Below are 15,005 nucleotides of genomic sequence, written 5' to 3'. Positions count from 1 at the left end.
ATGCTTTATTACTGAATATACACGACAGCAGTTTTTCTAAATGCAGATATTATTCTGATGATAGAACTGTAAATAAGTCCAAAGCAGTATACATAAACTACAACAGAAGTGGACCTGACAAATATTATGCAAAAAAATGCCAGCGCAAGATTGAGAATACCATGGCTGATGGATAGTCTCCAGGAGGCGCTGTGCATTTTTTTTGCATCAAGCCCTCTTAAGATTGTTACAGCTGCGCTAAATCCATTGATGACGACAAGGTACAACACCAGATACAGTTTTGGAATGTCCGAGAGTGACAATGTGAAAAGACCAAAATCAAACACTATCAGGCCATAAAAAAGGATTCCTTTTCCGCCCACCATATGCCTTGCCATTGTAAAATAGTAGATGAGGTACTTAAGCCCCATTATGGTAAGGGCGACACTGAGGATTAAAGCCATGGTAATCAGGCCGTCGTCCGGCTCAACTATCATATATATACTGGCAAGAATAGTTACTATAGCCACAAATATACTTCTAATCTTTTGCATTCTAGTCATGCTTTTCACCTCCGGAAGTAGCAACATCTACCAGCTTTTTGAAATCTTTTATACCCACAAAACCTTTCTCTGCAAAATCTGCAGAAAAGCCAGCCAGCATGTTGCCTGATTTATAAATCTTATTGGTGACCATGCTCTTTTGTCGCAGCGCAGCCACAAAAAATCTACCAAGAACAGTATTGTCTTTAGCTTCTTTTCTGGCTGCCAAGTACTCATCTTTATACCTGTAGACATCAAAATCATCAATTATATTGCCGGAAATTTTTTCACCTAAAGCTTTCCAGTCAGCGCAGGAGTCAATCTGCCGTTTATTTATGATTTCTTTTATTTGAGCTTCATAAGGACTAACAATTTCAAAGTCGTAAGTATCTTTGTCAAAAGAGCTGATATTTCCCCTTAAATACCTCATGGCATAAACCATCTGACAAAAGGCATGATAGTAGTCAGATGGATTGTCTTTTACAATCTCCGTAAAATCCCCCCATGCAGGCAAATACTTATATTTGATAAAGCTATAATCCGGAAGATGCCCGGCTCTCCCGTGTCCCAGATTCATTATGGAATTCTCACTGGTCTGGAAAAGACTGTTAGTATATATGCTTCTGTTAAGATCATCCGGAGTTGACGTACTGTGTCGAAATGTTATTTTCTTTTCAAATTCTCCGGCATCACCGCTAAAAATCTCATAGAAATAATAGTCGGTATTATTGATGACAAGAGAAGGTGTCCCTGCAAAATTGCGGTGTGCCCAGGTATCAGCCAAAACGTGCATGGCTAGCCCTACTGACTCAAGAGACTTGCCTTTCGCAAGCTTTACAGTCTCCGCCAACAGATCGCCATTTGGACCGCAGATAAGACGATATTTGTTTCTATATCCTCTAGTACACCATTTTTTTTCAGCATAAAGATCCTGAGGCAAAAAATGGAAGCTAGACCATATCCTGGTTATATCCTGAAGCCCCAGAAGGTCTGCACGAGCATTTATCAGCTCTACCTGTGACTGAGTTGTAGCTGCGGACAAAGGGGCTTTGATGCTTGTTAAAAAAGTTCTTGTACAACAATCAACAAATTGCGCAGAATACGCTATTTCACTGCTTTCTTCATGAGAATATCCTGCAATAATTGCTGCCAGGTAGGTAGCATAATAGTGAAAATCAATGTTCATGGGCTGCCTCCTGTTTACTGATCATATTGGAAAGAATTCGGGATCTGATTGCGGAAAAAAACAGCGCCAGCAATACTCCTGCAGATGACAAATCCAAAAGAAATTCTGCAATCTGATCAATAGAATTGTTAATGTCATCTGTTAAAGTAGCCTCATTAAAAGTTAAATCTCTGATTGAAAGAATCCCCAAATAGCAGGAATATATATATAAGAAGCCTGCTAAAAGTGCGATTATCAAATAAAGATATCTTTTTTTTCCTTTTTTAGCCTCTGCATTTGCACATTTGCCAACGTATAGACGAATAGAAAAAATCAATACCAAAAAAGCTAAAAATAAGAGGTACGTTATAAATGCTACTGCTTTAAGACTTACTTCCTCCTCTGAGACTCCTGAAATAGTATAGACATCGCTGATCATTTCTGCGATATAGTTCCTATTCGCGAAAAACGTCATTATGGATTTTATAACTGACCATAACCCAAGGCCAATAGCGCCGGTCCCGCATAGAGAAAGACTATTTAAGCTACGCCTACGTTCTCTTTGTAAATCCATTCCAACTCTCCTGTATGTACATCTTTTAATTCCAAATTTCAGTTGGCTTTTTATTATTTTTGCTTCCCCATAGATAAATTATTATACAGCTTACTATTAAAAGTGCTATAGCTACTATTGTAGCTTCAACACCAAATCCTACGTCATATGCAAAACTATCCATTGCTGTAGATGCATCTAGTTTAAAGATTGAAACAGGCGATACGTTACCACTGTTTGGAAGTCCAAATATAATGTTCTGGGTGAAATTCCAGGCTGCGTGTGCTGCCATCGCCATCCATATTGAATCGCAATAATAAACCATAAGTGAATAGAGAAGTCCAGCAAAAAAGATACTAGGAAGAGCAAGTGGAGACAATCCCGGATTAGCTGCATGCAGCAGTGAAAACAGCAGAGCATTTCCTACAACCGCTATCGCAGGATTTTTATAGCCTCTTCGCAATCTCTGATACAGAAAGCCCCTGCAAAGTAATTCTTCTGCGCTGGACTGAATAAATACAACTATAAAAAGTGGAATTACCTGCAATAGATTTAATGAATCAAAATAAATATGGATATCTTTATGCAGCAAAGCCACCATAATGCAAAATGCATTTTGAGCAAAACCAATTAAAAGACCTAAAAGCAGGTATTTCACTGTATTTCCTTTGCAAAAAGGTGTTAAAGCCTTAATTATTGGTCTGTTTTTTTTGGTAAAGTAGCAATAAAGTAAAGCTATAATCCATATTCCCAGGAAGGTAGCATAATGTTGAAATATTGTTAGAAAATCAACATTGTTATCGTTGATAATCGGTTTCAATAAAACTTCAGTGATTACGAGAAATCCCATCTGTCCGACAAACATCATCACAATTGTCAGTATAAGTGGAATAAGAAAGAAATCATTCCATTTATACTGATCCGTGTGCAGGTTCTTAAAAAAGTTTTTCTGTTCGTTGCTTCTTTCTGCCATATTAAGGTCCCCTCTTTCAAGTGAATCATTCTCTATATATAATTAATTGTAACATATAATACCGTTAAAATATTAAGTGGAGGTGTGTGTTGCTTCAGGAAAATCAGACTATAAAAAGAGTAGACATGATACACTGTGCATTATGTGCCGATGCACCTTGTAATGATGCTTGTAATGAGATAGAACCATCAGACATCCTTAGAAGCATTTGGTTTAAGAACGAACAGACAGCAGCACAAAGAATGCCGGAAAAGAATCCATGTATTACCTGTCCGGCACCTTGCGAGAAATTATGTGTTCGCTCAGGGAAAGTAGAAATCAGAGATATTATGAATCGCATGTATTCTCAGGTAAAAAAAGAATGCGAAACGCCTATCCCAAATAATGAAGATGCTCTGAAATGTGATATTTGCGGAATCCCTCTGGAGAATCCATTTCTTTTATCATCCTCTGTTGTGGCAAGCACCTATGAAATGTGTGCAAATGCATTTGAAGCAGGCTGGGCAGGCGTGTGCTTTAAGACAATATGCTCACTTGATATACACGAGGCATCTCCACGTTTTTCAGCGATTACCGGCAATGATGGCAGCATCGTCGGATTTAAAAATATAGAACAGCTTTCTGATCACAGTGTCGCTGAAAACATGGAAATCTTTAGAAGATTAAAGGAGAATTACCCTTCTAAATTTATACTTGCATCAATAATGGGGCAAAATGAAGATGAGTGGGGCGAGCTTGCACGACTTTGCGAGGAAAACGGAGCAGATGCCATAGAACTTAATTTTTCCTGTCCTAACATGGCAGAGGGAGGGCTTGGAAGTGACATTGGACAGGTCCCAGAGCTGGTGGAAAGATTTACCAGAGCAGCTAAAAATGCAACCAATATACCGGTTCTGGCAAAACTCACTCCCAATGTAGCTTCCATGAGTCCTGCGGCTGAGGCCGCTAAGAGAGGTGGAGCAGATGGCATAGCGGCAATTAATACTATTAAGTCTATAACAGGCTTAAATATTCATACTTACGTTGCAGCTCCGGCAGTTCATGGACATAGCGCTGTGGGAGGCTATAGTGGCAATGCAGTCAAGCCTATCGCTTTAAGATTTATATCAGAACTTGGACTGAATCCGGCTCTTAATGGAATGCATATTTCTGCCATGGGCGGCGTTGAGACCTGGCAGGATGCTTTGGAGTTCATGCTTTTGGGCGGAGAATCTGTGCAGGTCACTACCGCAGTAATGCAATATGGTTATAGAATCATAGACGACCTTAAAGCCGGGCTCAATATGTATCTTGCTGAGAAGGGCTATAGAAGCGTTAAGGAAGTTATAGGCCTTGGACTTGATACATTAAGTAGTACGACAGATACCCTTGAAAGGGATACAGTCGTATTCCCGAGATTTATCAAAGAACGATGTATTGGATGTGGAAGGTGCATGATTTCATGTAAAGACGGAGGGCATCAGGCAATTAAGCTTGATGAAAACAGACGTCCCGTACTTAACGGAAAAAAATGTGTTGGCTGTCACCTTTGCCTGCTGGTTTGTCCTCAAAAAGCAATCGCACCAGGTATAAAACGTGTTCATAGTTATCACTAATAGCAGCTCGAAACTAAAAAACAGGGAGGCTACGTGATTATTTTTCTTTGGAGAAAGTTATCATCCATAGCATTAGAAATATGAGACCAAAACCTGCAGCGTCATACACAGTAAACTTGCTTCCTAGCACAAAAGTTGAAAGTAGCGCTGCAGTTATTGGTTCTGCAAAGCTATAAAGAATTGCTTTTTGAGGACCAATTTTGGATACACCGCTTATATAGAGGGTGAATGCGCAGACATTTCCTACTATTACAACAAAAGCTATTCCAAACAAACCATAAATGTTTGGAACATAATGAATTGTCCATATTTTGAAAGCAAATCCCAAAAGTATGCCGCCAAATAAGAATGACCATCCTTGTGCAACGATGACAGGGATTTCTTTTGTTATCTTGGGAGCCAGAACGTTGTAGATCATTACGCAGAACGCACTGCCAACTCCAGCGAACAGCGCAGAAACCGGCATTGATAAATGTGCTATATCCCCATGAGTTGTCAAAAGAAATACACCTGAAATTGCAAGCGCAATAGATATGATTTCAGATATCTTTGGCCATCTTTTTAGATGAAGACAGGTAAAAAGAAGTATGAAAATTGGAGCCAGGTCCTGCATGATTGTTCCTATGGCAGCATTGGAGAGTTCGATAGTAAGGAAATACAGGAACTGGCAGGTACTTACGCCTAGTATTCCATAAACAAGCATCCAAAAAGACATTTCTTTTGTCTTCCAGGGCTTGAGCACAGTGTCTTTATGCCTGATCATGCAATATGCAAGAATCAAAATTCCCGAAAGACCAAGTCTTATTGGTACAAGCCACTTACTGTCCATATTCTGGACGTCGAAGAGATACTGTCCCATTGTTCCTGACAGTCCCCAGCAAGCTGCTCCTAATATAGTAAAAAGAATTCCCTTTATATTATTGTTCATGGCATTAAATCATCTATTCTTTCATTTAAAATAGCGCCTTGAAGAATGGAAGGCGCAGAGAATATAATAAAGAGAATAGCCAGAAAAGTAAAGAGCTTGTATTTTAAGCAGCTTTGCGTGAATGTGGAGTAATTGTGTAAGGCTTATGTAAGATAAATCCGTGGAGCTTTTTCAATAGCATTGCGGATGGAACACCCAGAGCAAATACTACGAGCACGTACACCAAAACGTATTTAATATGGTGTGGAGAAGGCACTCCGCCGTCAAACTGCCAGCCAAATAACTCTACATAAAGGCCGTGTATAAGATAGAATTCCAGAGTTATCGTTCCCATGAACTTAAGGAATTTGTTTCCAAAAGCGACTTTCATATTTATAAGCAGAACAGTGAAGACAAATTCTGTTGTCAAAAATACCTGAGATAGAAGGCTTACTCTTCTTCTAAAAACAGTGTCTGGGGCTCCCCAGTTGTCTCCATAGTAACCAAATATATTACAGATAAATCCGGAATAAATATATAGCGGGTAAAAGAGCAGAAGTGCTGCAACAAGATATACCCAGTAGTGTTTTTTCAGGTGAGGGATTATCTTATCTTCAAATTTGGCAAAGATAATTCCTACAGGGAACAAGAATACGCAGTTGTACCACCATTCGCCCCTTATCCAATAGTCGTTGTGGTCAATTCTGGTGCCAAGCAGCATGTAAAGCACCACAAATGCAGTGGTTGCGAGAACTGCGAGCCCATCCTTTTTTATGAATTTAAAAGAAAAATAGAAAGCCAGATAAAAGAACGGCAAAACTATTACATACCAGGTATTCGGATTGCAGAGCTGTATGCTTGTAAGGTAAAGAATTACCTGCTTGGCATCCATTTTTTCTCCAACAAGGAGCCTTGCAATAAAAAAGATCACAGTGGTTGTGTAAAGCGCCAGAACAACAGGCAGGATACGTTTTTTTATGAAGCCGTCAAGATAGTTTTCCTTGGTGTGATAGCTCTTGTAGACTCCATATCCGTTGAAAAAGAGAAATATAGATACCAAGAGATATCCAATAGGAACGAACATGTCCAGACCGTGGACTATGCGCGTCTGCGGCTGTATCCAGGACGCACAGGTTTTCTGCGCGATGTGATGGAGCATGATGCATATTGCCAGAAATCCCTGAATGGCCTTTGTCTGCTCCAGAGACAGAAAACCATCGTTGAATCTTTTTCCTGAAAATTTTGCTCCCCATAGCAAAATAACAGGTAGTGCTACGTAAACTAAGTAAATTGCTTGTTTCATACTATACCTCCAGTAATAAATACTAACCCCACTTAATAGTAGTCTTTTGTCAAAAATCCCGCTAATCAGATGTATTTATGCACTGTTCATAAATTGCGATTTTAATGGACCATGGGGACAAATATTCTGCTACAATAAAATATATATATTATCGCTATTACAAACATGCAACAAATGGACAAGACAAAAGAACCGTCCCTGTGACTTGTAGGAGGTGCGCCATGCTTAAGGATTTCGTTAAACCTGATTATTCAGATGCAGATGAACTAAAAATGCGGATTAAAGAGGAAAGAGCCCATTTGACTGCCTTGCAGATGAAGATAAAAGAGGCAGGACTTCCAGTTATGGTAATTTTTGAAGGCTGGAATGCTGCAGGGAAAGGGGCGCTGATCGGCAAAGTTATAAGGAATATCGATCCCAGATTTTTCAGGGTTGCTACTATGGACAGGCAGCCAAGTGATGAGGAAAAGAGATATCCATTTCTTTACAGGTTTATAAAGGAAATCCCCGAAGCAGGCAAATTCAGATTTTATGATACCTGCTGGATGAACGAGGTAGTAAGCGGCGTTATTGATGGGAAACTTGGCGAAGAGGAATATAAAAAGAAAGTCCATTCGATAAACGTTTTTGAGAGGCAGCTCTGCGATAACGGATATCTTGTTATGAAGTTCTTTTTCCATATTTCTAAAAAAGAACAGAAAAAGCGCCTGGATAATCTTCTTGATAGCAAGGACACAAAGTGGAGAGTTGATGATGATGATATAAAGCAGAACAAGAATTACGACAGCTGTCTTGATGTATTTGAGCGATACCTTGAAGATACTAATGAATCAAGAACTCCATGGTACATTATTGATGCTACAGACAAGAAAGTGGCTGAGTTTGAGGTTTTGAGGTTCTTGAATCAGGGGATAGATATCGCCCTGACCAATCAGAGGATGAATGTGCCTATCCTTCAGAATACTTTCCCAATGGAGAAAGTTACAAAGCTCTCTGATATTTCCCTTGATGACAAGGTTCTGACTGATGAGGAGTATGACGAAGAGCTTGAAAAACTCCAGAAGGAGTTAAGAGACCTTGGGAATAAGGTTTACAGAAAGAAAATCCCTGTCATTATTGCTTATGAGGGCTGGGATGCAGCAGGAAAAGGCGGCAATATAAAGAGAATTACTGAAGCCCTGGATCCGAGGGATTACGTAGTTGAGCCAATTGCAAGCCCAGAGCCCCATGAGAAAGCAAGGCATTATCTCTGGAGATTCTGGACAAGACTACCTAAGACCGGGCACATTACCGTTTTTGACAGGACCTGGTATGGACGAGTAATGGTTGAGAGGCTTGAGGGCTTTTGCTCTGAGAATGACTGGAAAAGAGCTTACAATGAGATCAATGAATTTGAAAAAGAGCTTTCTGACTGGGGAGCAGTTATAATCAAATTCTGGGTGCAGATAGACAAGGATACTCAGCTAGAGCGTTTCACTGACAGACAGAATACACCTGAAAAACAGTGGAAGATCACAGACGAAGACTGGAGAAATCGTGATAAGTGGGATCTCTATGAGACTGCAATTGATGAGATGATAGAAAAGACCAGCACAACATTTGCACCATGGTATGTGCTTGAGTCAGTTGATAAAAAGTATGCAAGAATAAAGGCTCTCAAGATTGTAATTGAACAAATTAAAAAACACTTGTAATTTAAAATGCTTAAGACAAATGCAAAACAGGAGGATGATCCGACAAGATGTCTTATAGAACAGGATATAAAAGAAATGCAGCCATACTCAACAGAAAATACAGTATTTATATGATTCCGGCGCTACTTTCCGCTGTGGGTGTATCCCTAAGTGAATTTGCAGACAGTCTGATAGTCGGAAATCTTCTGAATGAGCAGGCTTTCGAGATCGTCAATCTCTGTATCCCGATTGTATTCATGGCATCCATGATATATACGATCACTGGTGTGGGCGGATCACTCCTGTATGCAGAGTATCTTGCCAGGAAGGATAAAACCCGGGCTGATGCTTATTTTACGGCATCAATGATTGCGTCACTCACAGCAGGACTTGTACTTTTTGCCGGACTGATGCTTTTTCGACCCGGTCTTGCCGGTGCATTCGGCTGTCCGGATGCGCTTAGGGATGATTTCAACCGTTATGTAAGCTGTCTGTGCTGGTTTGTCTTTGCAGGTATCGCACTGACAAATATCACTTATTTTCTGCCTGTTGTCGGCAGGCCTTTTCTTTCCATGGGACTGATCGTTGCGGCAAATGTATTAAACGTGGGACTGGATGTTATCCTAATCCGGGGGCTTGGATTGGGCTGCGAGGGGGCGGCTATAGCGACGGTGATATCATATATTACAGTTCTTATTGCCGGAGTCCTGATCTGCCGTTTTTTGAAGGTACCGCTTACGTTTAAGAGACTGCAGTATCCCCTACGGACTATATCAGAGATCGTCAGTAAGGGCTTTCCTGTAGGGATAGTACAGATTGGCTACGCCGTTACAGGGATTTTTTGCAACCGGTTAATGAATGTCAACTTCGGTGAGGCGGGTGTCGTGGCAATGTCACTTTTCGGTCAGTTCGATTCTGTAGTTTCTATTGCGCTCAGTGGCGTCGGGGACAATAATGCCTCCTTTACAGCTATGCTTAAGGGTGAGGGTGACTACTTCGGCATCCGGGCTCTGACCAGAAATGTCACGGTCGGGATCTTATTGGTATGCTCTGTACTTGCGGTCTGCTTTGCGTGTTTTTCCATACCCATCGCAAAGATATTTAATATTCATGGCGAGGGAGCTCTTAAGCTGATCGTCCACCTTACCCCCATATATGTCCTTCATTACCCTTTGCGTGGTCTTCTTCTGACATTGCGGGATGTATATAATGCTTTGGGCAGGAGTGTCTATTCCACTGTTTTGGGAGTGCTTGATAAGATAGTATCCATTCCTGTCGTGGGCAGCATCCTGTACCGGCTCTTCGGAGGTTATGGTCTGATAACGGCCTTTCCGGTCAGTATGGCGTTGATCCTGATACTGGTATTGGCCGTGAATTTATATACCGGGCGAAGATCAGGGGGACGATATTCTCCAATCCTGCTTCTTGACGAGAGTAATCCGCTCAAGGCTCTGTGCGGATTTACCGCTTTGGGAGACCTTGACGGGCTTTACACTGTAGTGGAGGAGGAATTGAGAAAGTATCTTACGGACACGAAGCTTATAAGCAGGACATGTCTTGCAGTGGAGGAGATCTGTACCTATACCTGTGAGAAATGCGGGCCGGACGTTCCGGTCGATATCATGATCAGTGCAGACAGGGACAGAACGATAATAACATGCCGCATTCCCAGTAAACCCTTTTATCCGATAAAACCCGATCAGGAGAATCTTACAGCCAATGAACTGATGCTGACCAAGCTTTTTCATATCAGGCATGAGTATATTTTTGGTTTGAATTCAACAAGTCTTTATGCAGGAGGAGGCTATGAAAAATAAGATCGTAGTGGTAGAGGCCACATCAACAGCGTTCGGCTATCTGGAGGATATCCGTGAGTTGGGCTATGAGCCTGTGATCCTTGAGGCATATCTTCCGGATGGCTATGCAAGAAGAACCCTGGATAAGGAGCGTAAGGTCAAGTATTCACATATCAGCTATCCCATCACGATAATCAAGGAGGACCCTGATTATGATATGACGCTTCGTGAGATCAAAGCACTTGATCCGCTGCTGGTCATACCCGGAGGCGAAGAGGGCGTCATCACCGGAACACGTCTGGCAAACGATCTTGGCATGGTCGGAAACTCATATTCGAACATTGTAAATATGACACGTAAAAGCCTCATGCATCAGAGTCTTAAGAAAGCCGGTCTGCGCCATATTCGAGGTACAGAGGTGAAAAGCCGGGAGGACTGTCTCAGATTTCTTAAGGAAACGGGAACGGAGGATGTGGTGCTCAAGCATGACCACGGCGCAGCCTCGGTCGGCGTACATCTGGTCCACGGAAGGGATGAGCTTCTGGCGGCATTTGAGCAGGAATGTAGCGCAGATCATAATATGTTCGGAGAGGCAGAGACCCGTTTCCTCCTGCAGGAGAGGATCTTCGGAACGGAATATATTGTCAATATGATCAGCCGTGACGGAATCCCTGCTATCACCTCATGCTTCAGGTATTACAAAAAGCGCATGCCCTCCGGTGCAATCATCTACAGTGGGGAAAAATCCATTAATGAACCGGACGAAAAAGAAAGTGAGCTTATCGACTATGCGCTCAAAACAGTGTGCGCTCTCGGTATCACTGACGGTCCGGTTCACGGGGAATATATGATCGACAAAGACGGGCCCGTATTGATCGAGGCCAACTATCGCGTCATGGGAGGAAGTGCGCCTTCAGGCTGGCTGGACAGGGTCTTCGGGTACCATGAAACAGAGGTGATCCTTAACAGCATGCTTGACAAGGAGTATCATGATAAATTCCGGCAGAGAGTATACAGGCCTCTGCGTCAGGGCTATATTAAAGATTTTTCTTCGGCTGTGGATCAGTCGATCTCTTCATCCGGGATCATTCCTATCCTGTTGGGCATGAAGAGCTTCTACTCGGGATGGGTTGACAATGCAGGCAAAACCGATATGCTGTATGAAACCAAGGATCTGGAGACTGAGACCGGATGTATTTTTATGGTTCATGACGATCCTGAGGTAGTAAAAAAAGAATTTGAACTGCTTGTGTGCATAGAAGAGAATTACCCCAGGCTTTTGCAGTCTGACGGACCCTTCTTAGACCCTCCGGAGGATGCATCAGTGATTACTCCAGAGGTTCTAAGTGTACTTAATGAGGATCCGGAGGTTCTGGCACACAGGATCATGGAATATTATAGAGACGGTGCAACCGGCGAGCCTGTCGTGCCGGAAATGCTGCTTGAAGCCTCACCGTATAATCGCCGTATTCTGGAGCTGTTCCGGAACTTTTGCTGATTTTAAATCTTATTCGTTAAGCTGTTTCCGCATTTTTTTTGCGGCCTCTTCTCTCTGTTTTGGGAGCAATATATGAAAAGTATATTTCCTTCTAAGATCATCGACTTCTATAAAAAAGAAACCGAGCTCAATATTATCTTTTTTAAACTTCTGGGGACTGCGGGCATTATCATAAGTTTCGCAGGGGCTATTTCATCATTTTTTACGGGGGCAGATCCTGCAAATATTTTTATTAATATTGGGGCTGCCATTGCCAGTGCTGCGCTGATCATGTTTGTGGACCGGACGGGGCACTATCTGACAGGGTATCTCATAACATCTTTTACTATATTCATGGGACTTTTTGGCATGCTTTTTTTTGAAAGCGGCGGTCTATATGGTTCCATGCCATATTTCTTTTCATTCGGAATATTATTCACTCTTTTAATGTATAAAGGAAAGCTCCTTGTTTTCATGGAAATCCTGCACGTGTCATTTTATGTGGCCATAGCCCATATCGCACATGTGCATCCTGAGACTGTCAAAACATTTGATACTCCTGCGGGGCAGTTTTTTGACCAGGTCTCCGGTATTGTCATATCAAGCGTCGGTATAGGGATCATTTTTATGATGTATTTAAAAGAGTACCAGAAACAGCAAAAGATTGCCCAGGAATCCAGCAATGCAAAGAGTATACTTCTGGCCAATATCAGCCACGAGATAAGAACCCCTATCAATATGCTCCTTGGCATGAATGAGATGATCTATAGAGAAGCTGAGAACAGGCAGATAATCGAATATTCTCAGAACGTTGATACTGCGGGCAGACAGCTTCTTTTCATGATAAACCAGTTCCTGGATCTGTCCAGGATAGATATGGGCAAAGAGGAAATATTTGAAGAGAACTTTAATATAACAAATCTCATAGAGTCTCTCAGGAGCTATTACAAAAAAGAAGCTGATAACAAGCACCTGGACTTTGTTACCGATGCAGATAAGGAACTGCCCGGATTTGTTATAGGCGATGCGAGAAAGCTAACGCAGATACTGATGAATCTTTTATCCAACGCCATCAAGTATACAAACGAGGGAATTATAGTATTTGGCATACAGAAGCTGGCTGAGGATGCGGAGAGCGTAACTATCCATTTTGAAGTGTCAGATACCGGAGTAGGAATCAGCAAAGAGGATCAGCAAAAGATATTTGAAAGCTTTGAAAGGTCGGCTATAGTCAGGCAGCGTGGTATCGAAGGGACAGGGCTGGGACTTGCGATTTCCGGCAATCTGGCCAGGCTTTTGGGAACAGAAATCAAGGTCAAGAGTAAGCTTGGTGAAGGAAGCCTTTTCTGGTTTGACCTTAAAATTAAAAAGGGCGTTGATACGGGATATGACAAAGCCACAGGAGAGACCTTTATCGCTCCGGATGCCAGAATTCTTGCTGTAGATGATAACAGTATGAATCTGACAGTTCTTAAATCACTTCTTAGGCGTACGCTTGTCCGCGTAGATACGGCCCAGTCTGCCCTGGAGAGCTACGAAATGTATGAAAAGGGGAACTATGACCTTGTTCTTATGGATTACATGATGCCTGATATTGACGGAATAGCGGCCATGGAAGAGCTAAGGCGCATTGACAAACGCAAAGGAAAAAACACACCGATCATTGTGCTTACGGCGGATGCAACGCCTGAACGCAAAAAGCTCTTTAATGAAAAAGGCTTTGATGACTACCTGCTAAAACCCATTGACGCCATGCTTCTTGAAACCGTGCTGATAAGGCATCTTCCAAAAGGGCTTGTGACAATCGTTGAAAAGACTGACCAGATAGATATTCCGGAAGAGACTTTGGTGCAGTTTAAAAAGATACTGGAAAAATATGATATTTCTTTTGACATGGCTATGAAGCATCTAAGCGGCGACATCATGCAGTTTGTGAGAATAGCAGAAGTTTTCGTGGAAAGAGCAGATGGCAGTATATGTGAGCTAAAAGAGCTGATCAGAAGTAAAGAATATGCTAAAGCCGCGTATATTATACATTCAGTTAAGGGAAACTCAGGCAACGTAGGAGCGCAGGATCTGTACTACAACGCCAGAAGATTGGAAAAACGCGCCAAGGACGGAGATGGGAAATACGTAGATGCCGCATCGGAGCTCTTTTTCATGGAATGGGAGAGGGCAAAAGAGGGACTTACTAAATTCCTTGATGAATTTGAAAAAGTCGGAGTAAGCTTTAAACCTGCAAAGGCGGAGGAGGTACTTGATGAGAATGCACTTATGGAGAAACTTCTTGAAGCCGTAAGGAACGGTAACCAGTCCCCGGCCCTTAAAACTATTGATGAGATAGAGGCTATCAGAGGAAAAATGCCCGAGATTAGCGCTATCAGGGAGGCTGTAAAAGATATAGATTTTGACAGAGCAGAAAAACTTATAGAAGAACTAAAGAGGTAACCAAAAGATACTTTTTTATTGGGAAATAATTGTTATGATGGAATCAGTAGAGGGATTTAATCACGAAAATATAGAAAAAAGTACGGAGGAATGGATGGAAGGTTACCGGATTCTCTGTGTTGATGACGATATCAATATGCTCAATACCGTAGAAGACATATTGATTAATACCGGATATAGCGTAAGCCTTGCCAAGTCGGGGAAACAGGCACTGGAGTATATCAAAAAAGGCATACAGTATCAGCTTGTGCTTTTGGATGTGGACATGCCTGATATGGATGGGTATGACACCTTCAGGGCAATCAGAGAGCTTGACAATGGAAATGGCGTTCCTATTATCTTCCTTACTTCTATGGACGATCCGGATTTCGAGATAAAGGGCTTTGAATATGGCGCTGCAGACTACATTACCAAACCCTTTGTTAAGAGCGTGTTCCTTGCAAGGATAAAGAACAGGATCACATCACCGCTTAAAGGCAAGGACATTGAAACAAAGAGATTTACGGAGCTTGCAGGAATACTATCACCCCTTGAGTTAACAGTTGCAGAGTACATAGCAGGCGGTTTTTCCAATCATGAGATAGCAGAAAAGAC

12 protein-coding genes are annotated in these 15,005 nt (G+C 41.9%); 6 read left to right on the top strand and 6 right to left on the bottom strand.

The genetic code is table 11. The features are described 5' to 3' along the window. Nucleotides 1–8: 8 nt before the first annotated feature. Genes E7303_RS12995 through E7303_RS12980 form a run of 4 tightly spaced genes read right to left on the bottom strand, consistent with a single transcriptional unit; the run spans nucleotide 9 to nucleotide 3,212 of the window. Nucleotides 9–542, bottom strand: a complete 534-nt coding sequence (locus E7303_RS12995) for a DUF308 domain-containing protein (RefSeq protein ID WP_292145769.1) — start codon at nucleotides 540–542, stop codon at nucleotides 9–11. Then, on the bottom strand, nucleotides 535–1,707 hold the full coding sequence (locus E7303_RS12990) for a DUF6765 family protein (RefSeq protein ID WP_292145767.1): 1,173 nt from the start codon (nucleotides 1,705–1,707) through the stop codon (nucleotides 535–537). Before E7303_RS12990 ends, E7303_RS12995 begins: the two co-directional genes overlap by 8 nt. Continuing rightward, nucleotides 1,697–2,260 carry a hypothetical protein gene (locus E7303_RS12985; protein ID WP_292145766.1) on the bottom strand — a complete coding sequence of 188 codons (564 nt, stop codon included), beginning with the start codon at nucleotides 2,258–2,260 and terminating at the stop codon, nucleotides 1,697–1,699. The genes E7303_RS12990 and E7303_RS12985 overlap by 11 nt, the downstream gene beginning before the upstream one ends. Nucleotides 2,261–2,285: 25 nt before the next feature. Next, on the bottom strand, nucleotides 2,286–3,212 hold the full coding sequence (locus E7303_RS12980; RefSeq protein WP_292145765.1) for a CPBP family intramembrane glutamic endopeptidase: 927 nt from the start codon (nucleotides 3,210–3,212) through the stop codon (nucleotides 2,286–2,288). An 89-nt stretch (nucleotides 3,213–3,301) separates the two neighbouring features. On the opposite strand from E7303_RS12980, the gene preA reads away from it, so the two are divergent. Beyond that, a complete protein-coding gene (preA, locus tag E7303_RS12975) occupies nucleotides 3,302–4,807 on the top strand; it encodes an NAD-dependent dihydropyrimidine dehydrogenase subunit PreA (RefSeq protein WP_330601681.1) in 1,506 nt (501 codons plus the stop codon). A 37-nt stretch (nucleotides 4,808–4,844) separates the two neighbouring features. On the opposite strand, the gene E7303_RS12970 is transcribed toward preA, so the two are convergent. Beyond that, entirely contained in the window at nucleotides 4,845–5,735 is an 891-nt protein-coding gene (locus tag E7303_RS12970; protein ID WP_292145764.1) for a DMT family transporter, read from the bottom strand. Between the two features lie 103 nt (nucleotides 5,736–5,838). Then, nucleotides 5,839–7,017 carry an acyltransferase family protein gene (locus E7303_RS12965; protein ID WP_292145763.1) on the bottom strand — a complete coding sequence of 393 codons (1,179 nt, stop codon included), beginning with the start codon at nucleotides 7,015–7,017 and terminating at the stop codon, nucleotides 5,839–5,841. 221 nt (nucleotides 7,018–7,238) lie between these two features. Between E7303_RS12965 and pap the strand changes: the two genes are divergently transcribed. The 5 genes from pap to E7303_RS12940 all read left to right on the top strand — a co-directional run. Then, the gene (pap, locus tag E7303_RS12960; RefSeq protein WP_292145762.1) at nucleotides 7,239–8,711 is read left to right on the top strand and encodes a polyphosphate:AMP phosphotransferase; all 1,473 of its coding nucleotides are present in this window, start codon (nucleotides 7,239–7,241) and stop codon (nucleotides 8,709–8,711) included. 47 nt (nucleotides 8,712–8,758) lie between these two features. Then, on the top strand, nucleotides 8,759–10,507 hold the full coding sequence (locus E7303_RS12955) for an MATE family efflux transporter (RefSeq protein WP_292145761.1): 1,749 nt from the start codon (nucleotides 8,759–8,761) through the stop codon (nucleotides 10,505–10,507). Next, entirely contained in the window at nucleotides 10,497–11,984 is a 1,488-nt protein-coding gene (locus E7303_RS12950) for an ATP-grasp domain-containing protein (protein WP_292145760.1), read from the top strand. The genes E7303_RS12955 and E7303_RS12950 overlap by 11 nt, the downstream gene beginning before the upstream one ends. A gap of 72 nt (nucleotides 11,985–12,056) precedes the next feature. Beyond that, nucleotides 12,057–14,411 (top strand): ATP-binding protein, encoded by a 2,355-nt coding sequence (locus tag E7303_RS12945; protein ID WP_292145758.1) that lies wholly within the window; start codon nucleotides 12,057–12,059, stop codon nucleotides 14,409–14,411. 34 nt (nucleotides 14,412–14,445) lie between these two features. Next, nucleotides 14,446–15,005, top strand: a 560-nt coding sequence (locus E7303_RS12940) for a response regulator (protein WP_292145757.1), incomplete at its 3' end; no start/stop codon positions are given.

It is taken from the genome of Butyrivibrio sp., assembly GCF_015056685.1.
In the GTDB taxonomy this organism is placed as follows: domain Bacteria; phylum Bacillota; class Clostridia; order Lachnospirales; family Lachnospiraceae; genus Butyrivibrio.
Note: the sequence above shows the minus strand (reverse complement) of the source record. Positions and strands in the feature narration are given on the sequence as shown.

Coding starts and splice junctions, on each gene's coding strand:
- E7303_RS12995 (WP_292145769.1), bottom strand. CDS start 542: ATGACTAGAATGCAAAAGATTAGAAGTATATTTGTGGCTATAGTAACT.
- E7303_RS12990 (WP_292145767.1), bottom strand. CDS start 1,707: ATGAACATTGATTTTCACTATTATGCTACCTACCTGGCAGCAATTATT.
- E7303_RS12985 (WP_292145766.1), bottom strand. CDS start 2,260: ATGGATTTACAAAGAGAACGTAGGCGTAGCTTAAATAGTCTTTCTCTA.
- E7303_RS12980 (WP_292145765.1), bottom strand. CDS start 3,212: ATGGCAGAAAGAAGCAACGAACAGAAAAACTTTTTTAAGAACCTGCAC.
- E7303_RS12970 (WP_292145764.1), bottom strand. CDS start 5,735: ATGAACAATAATATAAAGGGAATTCTTTTTACTATATTAGGAGCAGCT.
- E7303_RS12965 (WP_292145763.1), bottom strand. CDS start 7,017: ATGAAACAAGCAATTTACTTAGTTTACGTAGCACTACCTGTTATTTTG.
- pap (WP_292145762.1), top strand. CDS start 7,239: ATGCTTAAGGATTTCGTTAAACCTGATTATTCAGATGCAGATGAACTA.
- E7303_RS12955 (WP_292145761.1), top strand. CDS start 8,759: ATGTCTTATAGAACAGGATATAAAAGAAATGCAGCCATACTCAACAGA.
- E7303_RS12950 (WP_292145760.1), top strand. CDS start 10,497: ATGAAAAATAAGATCGTAGTGGTAGAGGCCACATCAACAGCGTTCGGC.
- E7303_RS12945 (WP_292145758.1), top strand. CDS start 12,057: ATGAAAAGTATATTTCCTTCTAAGATCATCGACTTCTATAAAAAAGAA.